Below are 14,557 nucleotides of genomic sequence, written 5' to 3' on the forward strand. Positions count from 1 at the left end.
CTGGTCGGGCATATCGTCCGTGAGACGCTGATGCGGGTTCCCTCGCACGTCAACCGCGACGACCTCACCTCCGCCGGCCTGGCCGCCCTGGCCGCCGCCGCGCAGTCGTTCGACCCCACCCGCGGCATCCCCTTCGGCCGGTTCGCCGCCATGCGCATCCGCGGCGCCCTGGTCGACGAACTACGCGGACTGGACTGGGCCTCCCGCTCGGTCCGCAGCCGCGCCCGCCACCTGGACACCATCCGCCAGGAACTCAGCTCCTCCCTGGGCCGCATGCCCACCACCACCGAACTCGCCCACGCCATGGGCGTCGCCGAAGACGAGATCGGCTCCATCGAAGAAGACGTCCAGCGCGCCGTCGTCCTGTCCCTGCAAGGCTTCGCCCCCGGCACCGCCGAAGACATGGTCGCCGAACGCACCTGCGGCCCCGAAGAGATGCTCCTGCACCGCGAACGCCTCGGATTCCTGCACCAGGCCATCGACGCCCTGCCCGAACGCCTCCGCCTCGTCGTCACCCGCTACTTCCTCCAAGAGCGCATGATGGCCGACATCGCCACCGAACTCGGCGTCACCGAATCCCGCGTCTCCCAACTGCGCGCCGAAGCCCTCACCCTCCTACGCGACGGCATGAACTCCCAACTCGCCCCCGAACTCCTCACCACCCCCCAACGCCCCGACGGCTGCGTCGCCCGCCGCCGCGCCGCCTACTACGCCGACATCGCCGCCGGCGGCACCCTCCGCACGCGTCTCGCCCGCACCGACATCCACGGCCTCGCTGCCTGACGGTGACGATGCGGACGAGCCGTTCCCGCCCTTCCGGGCGGGAACGGCTCGTTGCTACCGGGACGCGCCGGACGCGCCTCAGCGGTAGTCGAGGTTGATCTCGGTGCGGTTGTTGAGGGCGCGGCCGTGGGCGGTGCTGTTGGACGCCCTCGGACGCTGCTCGCCCCAGGAGACGATCCTGGACTTGATCTCGCTGCCGCGGGTCAGGTGCGCGCAGACCGTCCTGGCGCGGGCCCTGGCGAGCCGCTTGTTGGCGCCGGCGCGGCCCGTGCCGTCGGTGTGGCCGACGCACTCCAGCGACCTCACCCCGATCAGGTCCCTGCTCAACGCGTCGAGGTAGCGCACACCGGACGGCTTGAGCGTGGACGACCCGGGCTCGAAGGTCAGCGACCCGCCCGCCACGACCAGGCGCGGACGGACCAGCTTCGTGGTGGCGGCGGCGCGCAGGACCGTCGCCGACCCGACGGGGCGGATCTCGGCGCTGAGCCGCACCGGAGTCCCGCCCGGCCGCTGCGCGAGCCTGCGGCCGATGGCGTTCAGCGTGACCGGGACGGCGACGCCACCGGACGCGGCGCTCCCCGGGAACGTCGCGGTCCCGGTGCCCACGACCACCCGCTCCGGGGCACGGCCGGAGGTCCCCGCACCCCGCACCGCCGCGCGGGAGGCGGTGAGGGTGAGGTCGCACCCGCCGATCCGTCCGGACGACAACCCGCAGCCCACCGTCAGCCCGGTCCCGGACACGCCGGTCACGGCGGCGGGGGCGGTCACCACCGAGGGCCCCGCGGGCGTCTCCGCCGCCGGGCTGTCGGTCACCGTCCATGCGGCGGTCGCGGGTTCGCTGATGTTCCCGGCCGCGTCGACCTGCCGGACCTTCGCGGTATGGGCGCCCTCGGCGAGCCCGGTCACCGCCCATGGGCTCTCGCAGTCGGCGTAGGCGCCGGAGTCGAGGGAGCATTCGAACATCGCGCCCTCCTCCCCGCCGAAGGCGACGGCCCCGCCGGTGGCCGGTGAGTCGTCCGGCCGCCCCACGACCGCGGGCGCGGCGGCGGTGGTGTCGACGGTCCAGGTGGCGACCTTGGCGGGCCCGTGCCGGCCGACCGAGTTCAGCGCCCGGATCCGCAGGGTGTGCCGGCCGTCGGCCAGGTCCGTGACGGAGTAGGGGTATCCGGTCGAGCCGCACGCCTCCCATTCGGCGTCGTCGAGCCTGCACTGGTAGGAGAACACCACCAGCTCGTCGCCGATGCCGGGGAAGAACGTCACGTTCGCGGTGGTGTCCCGCGTGCTGCCGGACGGCAGGCCCGCCACCCTCGGGACGGCCCGCGGGACGGGCGGCGGCGCGAACCGCCAGCCCACCGCGACGGTGACGGGGGCCGCGCTGCTGACGACGCGGTCCCACTGCACCGCCACGCCGTTGTCGACGACGGCCGGTTCGTAGGTGTCGGGCAGGTCCGGCGCCGACACCGAGGTCAGCGGCTCGGTCGCGGTCAGGAAGAAGCCCTCGAAGAAGTGCGTCCAGGGGGTCCTCTCGACGAGGGCGCCCCGGGTGCCGTCGGTCGCGCGCCCGCGCAGCACCCGGGGCGGCCCCGCGTCCAGGGAGCCCGCCCCGGTGTCGGTTCCGATGGCCAGGTCGGCTCCGTGGGACAGGCGGACCGTCGGGGTGCCCTCGCCGCTGTAGGCGAGCGTCCAGGAGATCGTGTACCGGCGGGTCCCGTTGACGTGCGTCACCTTCTGGGTGACGTCCAGCGGCGTGTCGCCCACGTCCCATCCGCTCGTGACCGTCCACGGGTCCGCGGCGGTGCCGGTGCCCGTCAGCGCGGGCGCGCTGCTCTGCTCGAGGCCGGATTCGGCGTTGTAGAGGACGCCGTCCATCCGGATGCTCGTCAGGGAGTAGCCGCTGTCCAGGCCGGGGCCGCAGCAGAACATGCCGTTGGGCGCGTCCGCGAACCGGGCCGAGATCGCGCCGGGCGCCCGGGAGCCGCGCACCCCGATCTTCAGGCCGGTGCCGTCCACGATGCGCCCGTCGGGCAGCGTGTCGTCCCGCGCGGCCGCCGGCGCGGCGACCGGCGCCGCGCCCGCCGCCAGCAGCGTCAGCGTCGCCGCCACCGCCGTGATCCGCCGGAACGCGCGCCGCGGGGGCTTGAGGTCCGCGTGCATTGCACCACTCCCTTCACGCCCGCGGACGTGCGGGGAGGTCCGGTGCGGGAGTCCGCCGGAGCGGCGTTCGGGCAGCGGGCATCCCAGACGCCCGCGGGCCGAGCCGTCTGATCACCCCAGCCCTTGCCGGGAGAGCCATGGCGTAGCCCCACGTCCGGGTCAACAACGCCCTATTCAGCCGGACGAACCGCCCGATCAGGCGGGATCGGGCGGTCCGCCGGCGGGGACGCGGCGGATCAGAAGGAGGGCGATGTCGTCCTCGACCGGCCGGCGCCCGACGAGCGCCGCCATGATGGCGGCGCCCACCGCCTCGGGCGGGCCGGGACGCACGACCTCGCACAGCCGGGCGACGTCGCTGCCGGCCCCGCCGTCCCTGCGCTCCACCAGCCCGTCGGTGTAGAAGCACAGCAGGGCGCCCGGCGGGAACGGGACGGCGACCGTGCGGCGGGGGACGTCCACGTCCAGTCCGATGAGGGCGTCCGGCCTCATGTCCAGTGCCCGCGCCGGACGGCCGGGCATGGCCAGCACGGGGGCGCAGTGGCCGGCCGAGGACACCCGGACGCATTCCAGCGCGGGGTCGTACATCGCGTACAGCACGGTCGCGGTCGCGTCCGGTTCGAAGTGCTGGATCTTCCGGTCGAGCCTGCGCAGGACCTCGGCGGGGTCGTCGCTCTCCAGCGCGTAGGCGCGCAGCGCGCTGCGCATCCGGCCCATCACGACGGCCGCGGCGAGACCGTGTCCCACCACGTCCCCCATGACGATGCCGAACCCGCCGGACGGGAGGGGGAAGACGTCGTACCAGTCCCCGCCGACGTCCGCGCTGCCGGGACGGTAGCGGGTGGCGAGTTCGGCGCCGGGGAGGTGGGGCAGGGCGGTGGGGACGAGGCTCCGCTGCAGTTCGAGGGCTCCGGTGTGCTCCGCGCGGCCGCGCAGGGTCTGCACGGCCATCGCGGCGAGGGAGGCCGCCATCTGCAGGAACCGCGCCTCGTCCGGGGTGAACCGGCGCGGGACGAGGGATCCGACGTGCAGGACGCCCAGCAGCACGCCGCCGGCGAGGAGGGGGACGCCGAGCAGGGAGCGCAGGCCGCGCTGGACGAGCAGCGGGTTGAACACGTCGGTGTCGTGGACGTCCTCGATGAGGACGGGCTGGCGCGAGGCGGCGACGCGCCCGGCGAACCCCTGTCCCACGGGGACGTGGACGCCCTGGTTCACCTCCTCCTCCAGTCCTTGCGCGGCCGACGCGATGAGGAACCGCTCCTGGCGGTCGAGGAGGAGCACGACGGCGGTGTCGGTGTCCAGGATCTTGCGGACGCGTTCGAGGAGGGTGTTCAGGAGTTCGTCCACGTCCATATGGGCGAACGCCTCATCGGTGATCGCCTGGATGACCTCCAGTCTTCGGCCAAGATCCTCCACTTTCCCAACGCTATCCGCGTCTCCTCCCGAATGCGGCGATTGCCGGGTTGAAGTACGGTCACAACCTGGTCCCGGGCAGCACGGCCGCGTCCGCCCGCCGGTCCGTGGTAGGTACATCGGGATGCGCACCGTTCGCCTTGAGGGCGTCAGCTACAACGTCGACCGGGACCCGGACGGGGTCATCGGCGACTTCCTGGGATACGCGCTCTCGCTGAGGAACCTCTCCGGGCGTCCTCCCGCCGAGGAGTTCGCCGACCTCTTCTCCCCCGCCGGGCGGGGGATGCGGCTCCCCGACGTCTTCAGCGCCTACCGGGCCGAGGAACCCGACGACATCCCCGAGGAGTTCGGCGACCGGTACGCGCAGGACGTGGAGACCGGGGAGCTCTGGGTGCTGACACGCCTGCGCTACGGCCACGCGGCCGACTCGGCCGTCGTCGAGGGCCCCGAACTGCGCCGTCTCCTGCGCTCCGCCGGCGCGCAGCGCCGCCTGGTCACCGACGGAGGGGCGCGGTGATCACCGAGGCGGTGCGGCGGGCCGCCGGGCGGCTCGCGGCGGAGGGCGGGCTGCCCGCCTTCGTCCACGACCTGGACGCCCTGCGGGCGCATGCGGCCGGTATCCGGGACGCGCTCGGTGCGGCCGGGGCGCCCGAGATCTTCTACGCGGCCAAGGCCAATCCCGATGCGCGGATCCTGGCGGCCCTCGCGCCGTTCGTGGACGGGATCGAGGTCGCCTCCGGTGGGGAGCTCGCCCATGTGCGGAACGTGCTTCCGGACGCCCGGCTCGCGTTCGGGGGGCCCGGCAAGACCGACGAGGAGCTCGACCTCGCGGTCCGGGAGGCCGAGCGGGTGCATGTGGAGAGCCCCTACGAGCTGTCCCGGCTGGCGGCCCTCGGGCAGGACGTCGACGTCCTGCTGAGGGTCAATCTCGCGGGTGACCGGGAGGGGGTCGCGCTCGCCATGTCGGGGCCGTTCGGCATGGATCCCGAGTCCATCGACGCCTGCCTCGACGTCCTGGGCGGGGCGCCGCGGGTGCGGCTGCGGGGAATCCACGCGCACCTGGCGTCCGGCCTGGACGCGGACGCCATGCTGCGGCAGTCCGCCGAGATCCTCGGCTGGGCGCGGCCCTGGCTGGGCAGGGCCGGCTGCACCGACCCGGAGATCAACCTCGGCGGCGGGATGGCCGTCGACTACGCGGACCCGGCCGCGCGGTTCGACTGGGCGGCGTACGGGCGGGGCGTCGCGGCGATGGCCCGCCCCGGGGAGCGGCTGCGCATCGAGCCCGGCCGGGCCGTCACCGTCTACTGCGGCTGGTACGTGACGCAGGTGCTGGACGTGAAGAAGGCGCACGGCCGCTGGTACGCGGTCCTGCGGGGCGGCACGCACCAGATCCGGACGCCCGTCACCAAGGACCACGACCAGCCGTTCACCGTCATCCCGCACGATGGATCAGGGCCGTCCATGGGCGCGGGGCGCGTCACCCTGGTCGGGCAGCTCTGCACGCCCAAGGACGTGTTCGCCCGGGATGTGCCCGTCGCGCGCCTGGCCGTGGGCGACGTCGTGGCGTTCGCGATGGCCGGGGCCTACGCGTGGAACATCTCCCACCACGACTTCCTGATGCACCCCAAGCCGGGCTTCCACTACCTGGACGGGGCGAAGACCTTGTAGTGGCCTTTGCCGGACTGCTTGACCTCGTAGAGAGCGGTGTCGGCGTCATGGATCAGCGCTTCAGCGCTGACGCGCAGACCGACCGCGATGCCGATGCTGGCGCGTGAATGCACCACCAGCGGATCGGTGTCATCCAGGCGGAACGGCTGCTCCAACGCGGCACAGATCCGGGACGCGACCTGCTCGGCGGCGCCGTCGAGCACGTCCTCGACCAGGATCACGAACTCGTCACCGCCCAGACGCCCCACACTGCCGCCCTCACGCAGCAGCCCACTCAACCGGCCCGCGACCGCACGCAGCAACCTGTCACCCACCGCATGCCCGAGCGTGTCATTGACCTGCTTGAACCCGTCCAGATCCAAGAACATCACCGCAGGCTCACCACCCTCACGACGATGCCGCTCCAACGACTCCTCGATCCGCTCAGTGATCAACGCCCGATTCGGCAACCCCGTCAACGCGTCATGCGACGCCTGCCGCCGCAACTCCTCCGTCCGCCGCTCCACCAGCCGCAACGCCCGCCGCCGGCTCCGCGCCAGCAGCTGGACCAGAACCGTCAGCAGGACGCCGACGGTCAGCGTCCCCCAGAACGTCGCGGCCCCGGAGATCCCCCCGATGGGACGGCCCGTGATCCGGATAGTCCAGGACGTGCCGGCGTCGATGACCGTTTCGTGCACCGTGCTGCCCTGGGGCGCGGTCCCCAGCGCGGTCACGGGGACGGGCGCGGCGTCCATCTTCGTCTGGTGCAGCAGTTCGAGCTTCAGCCCCTTGCGGTCGCCGAGGCCCTCCGCGAGGACCTCCCTGATGTTGAAGGTGCCGACGGCGAGCCCGCGCAGCGCCGCCCGCCGCGCGTTGATGATCACTGGCGGGGTGCCGCTCTCGTAGACCGGCATGGCCATGCCGAGCAGGCCGCTGCGGGAGTCCAGGATGCGCGGGACGATGGTGCCCGCGTCGCCGATCCCGCGGTACAGCTCCGCGGCAGGAAGGGGGTCGAAGCCCGTGATCCCGCTGACGATGTCGGGGCCGCAGTAGTCGTATCCGGCGGGCAGGGCCGCGAAGGGCAGCGCGTCGCCCACCATGACGGCGAGCCGGGCCAGGCAGTAGAAGGGGCGCTTCCCCGACGGCGTGATCGCCACGTCCAGGGACGCGTACGTCACCGGCAGCCGCGGGTCGGCGCGCAGGGTCCGCTGGAACTCGGGCACGCGGGCGGCGGGCACCAGCTGGACGTAGCCGTAGCCGACCCCGCCGGAGTAGCGCCGGGACGCCTCCGTCGTGTTCATCCACTGGGAGAACGTGCGGTTCGTCATGTCAGGGTCGGCGGAGAAGGTGGCGCTCAGCGCGACCATGAAGTCGGTGTTGCGGCGCAGGGTCAGTGTCGTGGACGTCATGATGTCCGCGACCGTCTTGTCGTACCGCTGCCGTTCCAGGGCCGTGACGGTGTCGCGCGCGAACACCGCCGTCCCGGCCGAGCCGGCCAGGCCCGCCACGAGCAGCGCCCACGCGCCGACCGCCGGCCAGTGGAAACGGCCGCCGGGACGGCGGCCGTTTCGTGGCCGCGCGGACGACGCGCGCGCGAAGAGCATGACTTCTCCCGACCAGGACCTCCGAACAGTTCCTTACTGTGACCAATCGGTCACAATAAGGAACGGTTGAGCACTCTCCGTGCTCAGGTGCGGAAGGTCCCCACCAGCGCCTGCAGCTCCGCCGACATGCGGGCCAGGTCCTCGGCGGCGCGCTGCGCCTCCGCCACCCCGGTGCTCGTCATCTGCATGGACATGGCGACCTCGGTGATGGCGCCGGCGATCTCCGACGTCCCGTCCGCCGCCTGCCCGACGCTGCGGTTCATCTCCGTCGCGGTCGCGGTCTGCTCCTCCACCGCGGACGCGATCGTCAGCTGGTAGTCGTTGATCCGCGCGATGATCTCGCCGATCCCGGCGATGGCGGCGACGGCGCTGTCGGTGTCGGCCTGGATGGCCTCGACGCGCTGGGAGATGTCCTGCGTGGCCTTGGCCGTCTCCTGCGCGAGGTCCTTGACCTCGCCCGCGACGACGGCGAAACCCTTGCCCTGCTCCCCCGCCCGCGCCGCCTCGATGGTGGCGTTCAGGGCCAGCAGGTTCGTCTGCTCGGCGATCGAGGTGATCGTCTTGATGACGTCCCCGATCTCCGCCGACGACGCGCCGAGCTTGCCGACCGTCGCGTTCGTCACCTCGGCCGCCTCGACGGCCTCCCCGGCGACCTTCGCGGCCTCGCCCGCGCTGTGCGCGATCTCCCGGATCGCGGCGCCCATCTGCTCCGTGCCGTCCGCGACGGTCCGGACGTCCTCCGACACCCGGGCCGCGGCCGTGGCGACCGCGTCGGACCGGGCGCCGCCCTGCCCCGCCCCCGCGGCGATCTGCGCGCTGGTCGCGGTCAGCTCCTCCGACGCCGACGCCACCCCGTGCGCGGATCCCTCGATCGTCCGGATCACGCTGTGCATGTGCTCGATCGCCTGGTTCAGCGCGGCGGCCATCCGCCCCAGGTCGTCCCGCCCGGGAGACTCGACCCGCTGGGTCAGGTCGCCGTCCGCGACCGCGCTGAGGATCTGCCCGATCCGGCGGACCGGACGGACGATCGACCGGGCCAGCGGGACGCACAGCGCCAGCAGCGCCAGCAGACCGCCGGCCCCGACCAGCAGCGACATCAGCCGGGCGCGCGCCACCATGTCGTCCATGTCGGCCCGCGCCCCGGCGATCATGCCGTCGATGGCCTCGTGCACCGCCTCCAGCTCGTCGTCCACGGCCCCGTTCCGCTCGGCGATCTCCGGCTCCCGGACCCGCACCGACGCGCGGTCGCGCTGGGCGTCCGCGACGAACGCGGTGACGAACGCGCTGAACCCCTCGATGTCCGGGCGCACCTCGTCGAACCTGGCCTGCAGCGAGGCCGGCAGGTGCAGCGCGTCGAGCGCGGCGACGGCGTCGGTGACGGACGCGACGTCGTCCGGAAGGTCCTTCGCGACATCGCTGAGGTCGGCCTCCAGGACGGACCGGTAGGCGTCCACCTTGAGCTCGGCCTCGCGCGTGTCGAGGTGGTTCAGCACGGCCTTGGCCTGCTCCAGCGTCCGCAGCCGTTCGGCCTCGTCCGTCAGTGACCCCTGCGTGTACACGCTGAGTCCGACGACGGCGCCGACGGTCATGGCCGCCGCGATGAAGATGAGGACGAGCCGCTGCGTGACCGTCAGATCGGCCATCGATCGCACCATGGGATTTCCTTCCGGGTTGTCCGCTTCCCATCGGCGGACGACCGGGCGCCCTGAGACGAAGCGCACACCGGAAGCGCGGAACGGGTCCCTATCCGGCGCGGCGGGCGGCGACCGCCGCGCCGACCTCCTGCGCGACCAGGTCGGCGTTGATGTGGCCGCCCGCCAGGGCGCCCGCCGCGGCAGAGGTCCCCACCTGGGCGGACAGGTCGGTCACGTTGCCCGCCGCCCACACTCCCGGCACCTCCGTGCGCCCGGTCGGGTCGGCGGGGATGTGCTCGCCCATCCCGCTCGGGTGCGCGGCGGGGCGCAGGCCGAGGTCGGCGAGGAACGCGGCGCGGGCCACCATCCGGGGCGCCACCGCCAGCGCGTCGCGGGCGACCACGGTGCCGTCGGCCAGCCGGACGCCGGTGAGCCGGTCGCCGGCGACCTCCACGGCCTCCACCTCGCCGGTCACCACGCGGATGCCGCGCGCCTCCAGCGCCTCGGCCTCCTCCCCGGACGGGGTCATCGCGTGCGCCAGGAGCACCACGTCATCGCTGAGCTGCCGGAAGAGCTGCGCCTGGTGCAGCGCCATCGGGCCGGTCGCGAGGACGCCGATGGCCCGGTCGCGGACCTCCCAGCCATGGCAGTAGGGGCAGTGCAGGACGTCGCGTCCCCATCGGTCGCGCAGCCCCTGGACGTCCGGCAGCTCGTCGGCCAGACCGGTCGCGACGAGGATCCGGCGGGCCCGGACGGTGCCGCCGCCGGCCGCGACCGCGAACGCGTCCCCGTCCCGCGCCACGCCCTCGACCTCGCCGGACACGACGCGCCCGCCGTACTTCAGGACGTCCCGCCGGCCGCGCTCCAGCAGCTCGGACGGCGGCGTCCCGTCCAGGGCGAAGAGCCCGTGCACCTCCTGCGCGGGCGCGTTCCGGGGCTCGCCCGCGTCGATCACCAGCACCTTCCGGCGCGACCGTGCCAGCATCAGCGCGCCGCCCAGCCCCGCGGCCCCGCCACCGATCACCACGACATCGTTCATCTCGTTCTCCATGCCGGACACCCTGCGTCCCGCCCCCGCGAGTTCGCAAACATCTTTGCCAATGTGGCAAACTCGGCGCATGGACACGGACGAGGCCCTCGCCGCCGTCGGCCCCCGCCTGCGCGCGCTGCGCCGCGAACGCGGCACCACCCTCGCGGAACTGTCCGCGGCCACGGGCATCTCGGTCAGCACGCTGTCGCGCCTGGAGTCCGGCTCCCGCCGCCCCGCCCTGGAGCAGCTCCTCCCCCTGGCCCGCGCCCACGGCGTCACGCTGGACGAGCTCGTCGGCGCGCCCCCGACCGGCGACCCCCGCGTCCACATGCGCCCCGTCACCCGCCACGGCATGACGATGCTCCCCCTGACGCGCCGCGCCGGCGGCATCCAGGCGTACAAGCTCGTGATCACCGATCCCGGCCACCGGCGGGAGCCCGCCCCGCAGACCCACGAGGGGTACGAGTGGCTCTACGTCCTCAGCGGGCGCCTCCGGGTCGTCCTCGGCGACCACGACCTGATCATGGGCCCGGGCGAGGCGGCCGAGTTCGACACCCGGGTGCCGCACTGGTTCGGCGCCGTGGACGGGCCGGTGGAGATCCTCAGCCTCTTCGGCCCCCAGGGCGAACGAGCCCACCTGCGAGCCCGCCCCAAGCAGAAGGGCGGCGCCGGCGCCCGATGACCGGTGACCAGCGTCTGGTGGCGGGTCAGACGTTTGCCCGCTCTTTGCCGGCCGCGAATGGCGCATCGGGCACCTGCCGACGGGACGCGGGTACACCATTCTTCTGACGGCCTGCGCCAAGGAGGGCCGCACCGGGGGGACGTGATGAGCAGCGGGGTTTCGGCGCCGGACGACAAGGCCGGTCGGGTCCGGGAACTGGACGAGCTGAACGCCCTGGAGAGGCTGCTGGAGCCGGAGTTCCAGGCCATCGCCATCACGGCCGCCCACATCTGCGACACGCCGATCGGCCTGGTCAACCTCATCGGCCGGGACCGCCAGTACGTCAAGGGCCGCGCGGGCACCACCATGACCGGCGAGGATGGGGCGATCCCGTTCTGCCACGACACCGTCGTCGGCCGCAAGCTGCTGGAGGTGCACGACGCGCGAGCCGATCCGCGTTTCCGCGACGATCCGATGGTGACCGGGGAGCCCTATGTGCGGTTCTACGCGGGGATGCCCCTGATCAGCGCCCAGGGGCACGCGCTCGGCACGGTCTGCGTCCTCGACCATCGTCCGCGCCGGCTGGACGACGGGCAGCGCCAGGGCCTGCACACCCTGGCCACCCACGCCGTCACCCTGCTGGAGCTGCACGGCCGGGCGTACCAGGCCGAGGAGGTCATCCGGCGGCTGGAGGCCCTGGACAAACTGAAGGAGCAGTTCCTGCGCAACGTCAACCACGAGCTGCGCACCCCGCTCACCTCGATCCGCAGTTACCTGGAGCTGCTCCAGGAAGAGGACCTGGACGAGGGCACCAAGCAGCGTTTCCTCGACGTCATCCGGCGAAACGGCGACCGCCTGATGCACCTGACCGACATGCTGCTGCTCATGGCCAGCCTGAACGCCCACAGCGCCGGCTACGCCCCCGCCAGTGTCGATCTGGGCGACATCACCCGGCAGGCGGTCGACCAGGCGGCCCCGGCCGCCCGGCTCAAGCACCAGGAGCTGAACCTCCACGGCGCGGAGCACGTGCCCGCCTGGGCCGATCCGGAACAGCTGCAGACCGCCCTCATGGAGGTGCTGGACAACGCGGTCAAGTTCACCCCGCCCGGAGGCGCGATCGATGTGACGGTCACCGCCGACCCCACGCCGAAGGTGGAGGTCCACGACACCGGCATGGGCGTCGAGCCGGAGGATCTCGTGCACGTCTTCGAGGACTTCTACCGCGCCCCGCAGGCCGAGCGGGAAGCCGTCCAGGGCGCCGGTGTGGGCCTGTCCATCGTCGACAAGATCATGACGATGCACGGCGGCACGGTGCGCATGGAGAGCGACCCCGACGAGGGCGCCTGCGTCCACCTGATCCTGCCCGACCAACCCCGCGTCCCGGACACCGCCCCCGTGTGCTGAGAAGCGGCCCGATCCGCCTATATCGGGGCGGCGTGGCGGATGCCTCCCTGGAGGGTGTCGAATAGTTCGCTGGTGTGGCGGAGCAGTTCGCGGGCCAGCCCGGAATTCTCGCTGATCGCGATCTCGAGATGGTCGGGATCGGACTCCATGGGGCGGGCGGCGACGACCAGGGCATCGGTGGGCGAGAGCGCGATCAGGCAGCCCTCCTGGCGGAGCCGGTGTCCGGCGGGCAGTTCGGCGGCGCGGACCTTCCAGCTGTTGTATCGGGTGGCGCCGGGGCCGATGAACAGGATGAGCGGACACCGGGCGAGCATGATCCGGTACAGGACGGTCAGGTCGGGGTCGGGCGGCAGATCCTGGGGCAGGACGAACACGACGACCGGCGGGGTGGGGGCGCGGGCGATCGAGCGGGCCAGAGTGACGGTGAGGATGTTGACGTCGCCCCACGTCAACCCGGACGACAGGTGGGCGCCACCCTCGACGGCGGTGGTGAAGGGCGTGAAGTCGGGGCCCGGTGCGGGCTGATGCATCCGGATCGGGGCCCTGGGCTGCGGCAGCCCGGCGGGCAGCGGGCCGGGATGCCCGTACCGCCACCCCCGCTGGTAGATGCCGCCCAGAATGCGTCCCATCCGGGCCCCGGACTCCTCCTCGACGCCCTCGACGAGCAACTGGGCTCCGGTGCATTCGGCCTCGCCCAGGGCGGCCGACAGGATCGGGCCGGCATCGGAGCGGCCGTGGGTCAGCAGCTGCTGGCTCAACTCGACGACGTCCGGCTCGAGGAGCGGCAGCAGCGCCATACCGGCCGCGGAGAACTCGATGTCGCCGATGGCCACCCCCCAGCCGGCGGCGCGGGCCCGGCGGACGGTCTCCAGCGCCTGGCGGGGATAGCGGGCCATGGCCTCGCCGGACAGGTCGATGAACACCCGCAGGTCGGAGGTCGCCTCCCAGATCGTCGGATGCAGGTCCTCGGGGCACTCGGTGATCAGTGAGTCCTCGGCCACGTTGACGAACAGGGAGATCGCGGGCGGAAGTCCACCGTCGAGCATTTGCCGGAACGCCACCGCGCGGCAAATCCAGTCGAGTTCTCCGGCCCGGCCGACCGCGCGCGCGGCGGCGAACAGGGCGTCCGGCGCCCGCAGCGGCGACCCCTCGGGGCCGCGGCTGAGCGCCTCGAACCCCACCACCTGGTCATGCTCGATGTCCACCACGGGCTGGAACTCCACCTCCACGGCCCGCGAGTCGACGATCTGGTGGATCAGCTCGGCGTGGTCGGTGGTCCCGACGCTCTGCTCCCGCGCCACCGGGGTCGCGACATGGCCGGTCGCCGGCGCGGCCGTGCGCGGGCCGGTCGGTGGCGGGGCAGGCCGGCCCTGGGCCGGGGGACCGGTCCGGGCGGGCGGTCGCCCTTGGGCCGGCGGCGTGGTCCGGGTGGGCGCCCCGGCCCGGCCTTCGGGCTCCTCCCCCGGCCGGCGATACGGGATCTGCTGAGAGGGCTCACGATCCCGATGCCACAAGATCCACCCGGTCGACCCGTCCCCTGCCATAGATGCTCCATCACGTCAGGTAGCGGCGACTACGCCAACCTCATGGCCCAACGGCTGATTCACGTAGAGCATCACCGTTGCGGCGACGGCCATTCCCCCCTGGCCCCTTCTTGACCTCCTCCTTGGCCAAACCTGCCGAAGATCCGACCGATGAGCGAACAGGCCGGCCAGGCCGGAAGAGGTCGTAAACTAGGGATGTTCGTTTACTTGAACTCTTCGTGTTTAGGAAGGTAGGTTCTGCGCCATGAGCGCATCCCCGACTCCGACCGCCGCGCAGGAGCTGCGCGGCGCCGGCCTGCGGGTGACCGCGGCCCGGGTCGCGCTGCTCGAGGCCGTCCGGGAGGGTGACCACCTCGGTGTCGAGGCGCTCGCCTCCGGGGTGCGCGAACGCGTCGGCCACGTGTCGCTGCAGGCGGTGTACGAGGCGCTGCACGCACTGACCGCGGCGGGCCTGGTGCGCCGCATCGAGCCGGCCGGGAGCCCGGCCCGGTTCGAGGGACGTGTGGGGGACAACCACCACCACATCGTGTGCCGCTCCTGCGGGGCCGTCGCCGACGTCGACTGCGCCGTCGGCCACGCGCCCTGCCTGACCGCTTCCGACGACCACGGCTTCTCCATCGACGAGGCCGAAGTCGTGTTCTGGGGCCTATGCCCCGCCTGTTCCCCCGCCCCCAGGGCCTGACCCC

At 72.9% G+C, this 14,557-nt stretch carries 12 protein-coding genes; 6 read left to right on the forward strand and 6 right to left on the reverse strand.

Annotated elements, in window-relative coordinates:
- Positions 1-783: sigma-70 family RNA polymerase sigma factor (locus IE99_RS0127720; protein ID WP_157610526.1), on the forward strand; the 783-nt coding region annotated here is incomplete at its 5' end.
- Positions 784-861: 78 nt separating this feature from the next.
- On the opposite strand, the gene IE99_RS0127725 is transcribed toward IE99_RS0127720, so the two are convergent.
- Both IE99_RS0127725 and IE99_RS0127730 read right to left on the reverse strand, forming a co-directional pair.
- The gene (locus IE99_RS0127725) at positions 862-2,937 is read right to left on the reverse strand and encodes an OmpA family protein (RefSeq protein WP_030177192.1); all 2,076 of its coding nucleotides are present in this window, start codon (positions 2,935-2,937) and stop codon (positions 862-864) included.
- Positions 2,938-3,132: 195 nt separating this feature from the next.
- Positions 3,133-4,350, reverse strand: a complete 1,218-nt coding sequence (locus IE99_RS0127730; protein ID WP_030177194.1) for a PP2C family protein-serine/threonine phosphatase — start codon at positions 4,348-4,350, stop codon at positions 3,133-3,135.
- Positions 4,351-4,471: 121 nt separating this feature from the next.
- On the opposite strand from IE99_RS0127730, the gene IE99_RS0127735 reads away from it, so the two are divergent.
- Positions 4,472-4,864: a hypothetical protein gene (locus IE99_RS0127735; RefSeq protein ID WP_030177196.1), complete on the forward strand. Its 393-nt coding sequence runs from the start codon at positions 4,472-4,474 to the stop codon at positions 4,862-4,864.
- Positions 4,861-6,015 carry a type III PLP-dependent enzyme gene (locus IE99_RS0127740; RefSeq protein WP_030177198.1) on the forward strand — a complete coding sequence of 385 codons (1,155 nt, stop codon included), beginning with the start codon at positions 4,861-4,863 and terminating at the stop codon, positions 6,013-6,015. Before IE99_RS0127735 ends, IE99_RS0127740 begins: the two co-directional genes overlap by 4 nt.
- Here IE99_RS0127740 and IE99_RS0127745 read toward each other — a convergent pair.
- The 3 genes from IE99_RS0127745 to IE99_RS0127755 form a co-directional block, all read right to left on the reverse strand.
- Positions 5,988-7,598, reverse strand: a complete 1,611-nt coding sequence (locus IE99_RS0127745) for a sensor domain-containing diguanylate cyclase (RefSeq protein WP_030177200.1) — start codon at positions 7,596-7,598, stop codon at positions 5,988-5,990. The genes IE99_RS0127740 and IE99_RS0127745 overlap by 28 nt on opposite strands.
- 83 nt (positions 7,599-7,681) lie before the next feature.
- Positions 7,682-9,253: a methyl-accepting chemotaxis protein gene (locus IE99_RS0127750; protein WP_030177207.1), complete on the reverse strand. Its 1,572-nt coding sequence runs from the start codon at positions 9,251-9,253 to the stop codon at positions 7,682-7,684.
- Positions 9,254-9,341: 88 nt separating this feature from the next.
- Positions 9,342-10,283: an NAD(P)/FAD-dependent oxidoreductase gene (locus IE99_RS0127755; protein WP_030177208.1), complete on the reverse strand. Its 942-nt coding sequence runs from the start codon at positions 10,281-10,283 to the stop codon at positions 9,342-9,344.
- Positions 10,284-10,350: 67 nt separating this feature from the next.
- On the opposite strand from IE99_RS0127755, the gene IE99_RS0127760 reads away from it, so the two are divergent.
- Together IE99_RS0127760 and IE99_RS0127765 are read left to right on the forward strand one after the other, a co-directional pair.
- Positions 10,351-10,944, forward strand: a complete 594-nt coding sequence (locus tag IE99_RS0127760; RefSeq protein ID WP_030177209.1) for a helix-turn-helix domain-containing protein — start codon at positions 10,351-10,353, stop codon at positions 10,942-10,944.
- A gap of 144 nt (positions 10,945-11,088) precedes the next feature.
- A complete protein-coding gene (locus IE99_RS0127765; protein WP_030177210.1) occupies positions 11,089-12,327 on the forward strand; it encodes a GAF domain-containing sensor histidine kinase in 1,239 nt (412 codons plus the stop codon).
- 17 nt (positions 12,328-12,344) lie between these two features.
- Here the strand turns inward: IE99_RS0127765 and IE99_RS30835 are convergent, their stop codons facing one another.
- Positions 12,345-13,628: an EAL domain-containing protein gene (locus tag IE99_RS30835; RefSeq protein WP_051713417.1), complete on the reverse strand. Its 1,284-nt coding sequence runs from the start codon at positions 13,626-13,628 to the stop codon at positions 12,345-12,347.
- Positions 13,629-14,115: 487 nt separating this feature from the next.
- Here IE99_RS30835 and IE99_RS0127775 point away from each other — a divergent pair, with 487 nt between their 5' ends.
- A complete protein-coding gene (locus IE99_RS0127775) occupies positions 14,116-14,553 on the forward strand; it encodes a Fur family transcriptional regulator (protein ID WP_030177217.1) in 438 nt (145 codons plus the stop codon).
- Positions 14,554-14,557: the final 4 nt, after the last annotated feature.

Source organism: Spirillospora albida, from assembly GCF_000718255.1.
Taxonomy (GTDB): domain Bacteria; phylum Actinomycetota; class Actinomycetes; order Streptosporangiales; family Streptosporangiaceae; genus Spirillospora; species Spirillospora albida.

What these genes read in the sequence shown, in the direction of transcription:
- IE99_RS0127725 (WP_030177192.1), bottom strand. Translation starts at nt 2,937, where the DNA reads ATGCACGCGGACCTCAAGCCCCCGCGGCGCGCGTTCCGGCGGATCACG.
- IE99_RS0127735 (WP_030177196.1), top strand. Translation starts at nt 4,472, where the DNA reads ATGCGCACCGTTCGCCTTGAGGGCGTCAGCTACAACGTCGACCGGGAC.
- IE99_RS0127745 (WP_030177200.1), bottom strand. Translation starts at nt 7,598, where the DNA reads ATGCTCTTCGCGCGCGCGTCGTCCGCGCGGCCACGAAACGGCCGCCGT.
- IE99_RS0127750 (WP_030177207.1), bottom strand. Translation starts at nt 9,253, where the DNA reads ATGGTGCGATCGATGGCCGATCTGACGGTCACGCAGCGGCTCGTCCTC.
- IE99_RS0127755 (WP_030177208.1), bottom strand. Translation starts at nt 10,283, where the DNA reads ATGGAGAACGAGATGAACGATGTCGTGGTGATCGGTGGCGGGGCCGCG.
- IE99_RS0127760 (WP_030177209.1), top strand. Translation starts at nt 10,351, where the DNA reads ATGGACACGGACGAGGCCCTCGCCGCCGTCGGCCCCCGCCTGCGCGCG.
- IE99_RS0127765 (WP_030177210.1), top strand. Translation starts at nt 11,089, where the DNA reads ATGAGCAGCGGGGTTTCGGCGCCGGACGACAAGGCCGGTCGGGTCCGG.
- IE99_RS0127775 (WP_030177217.1), top strand. Translation starts at nt 14,116, where the DNA reads ATGAGCGCATCCCCGACTCCGACCGCCGCGCAGGAGCTGCGCGGCGCC.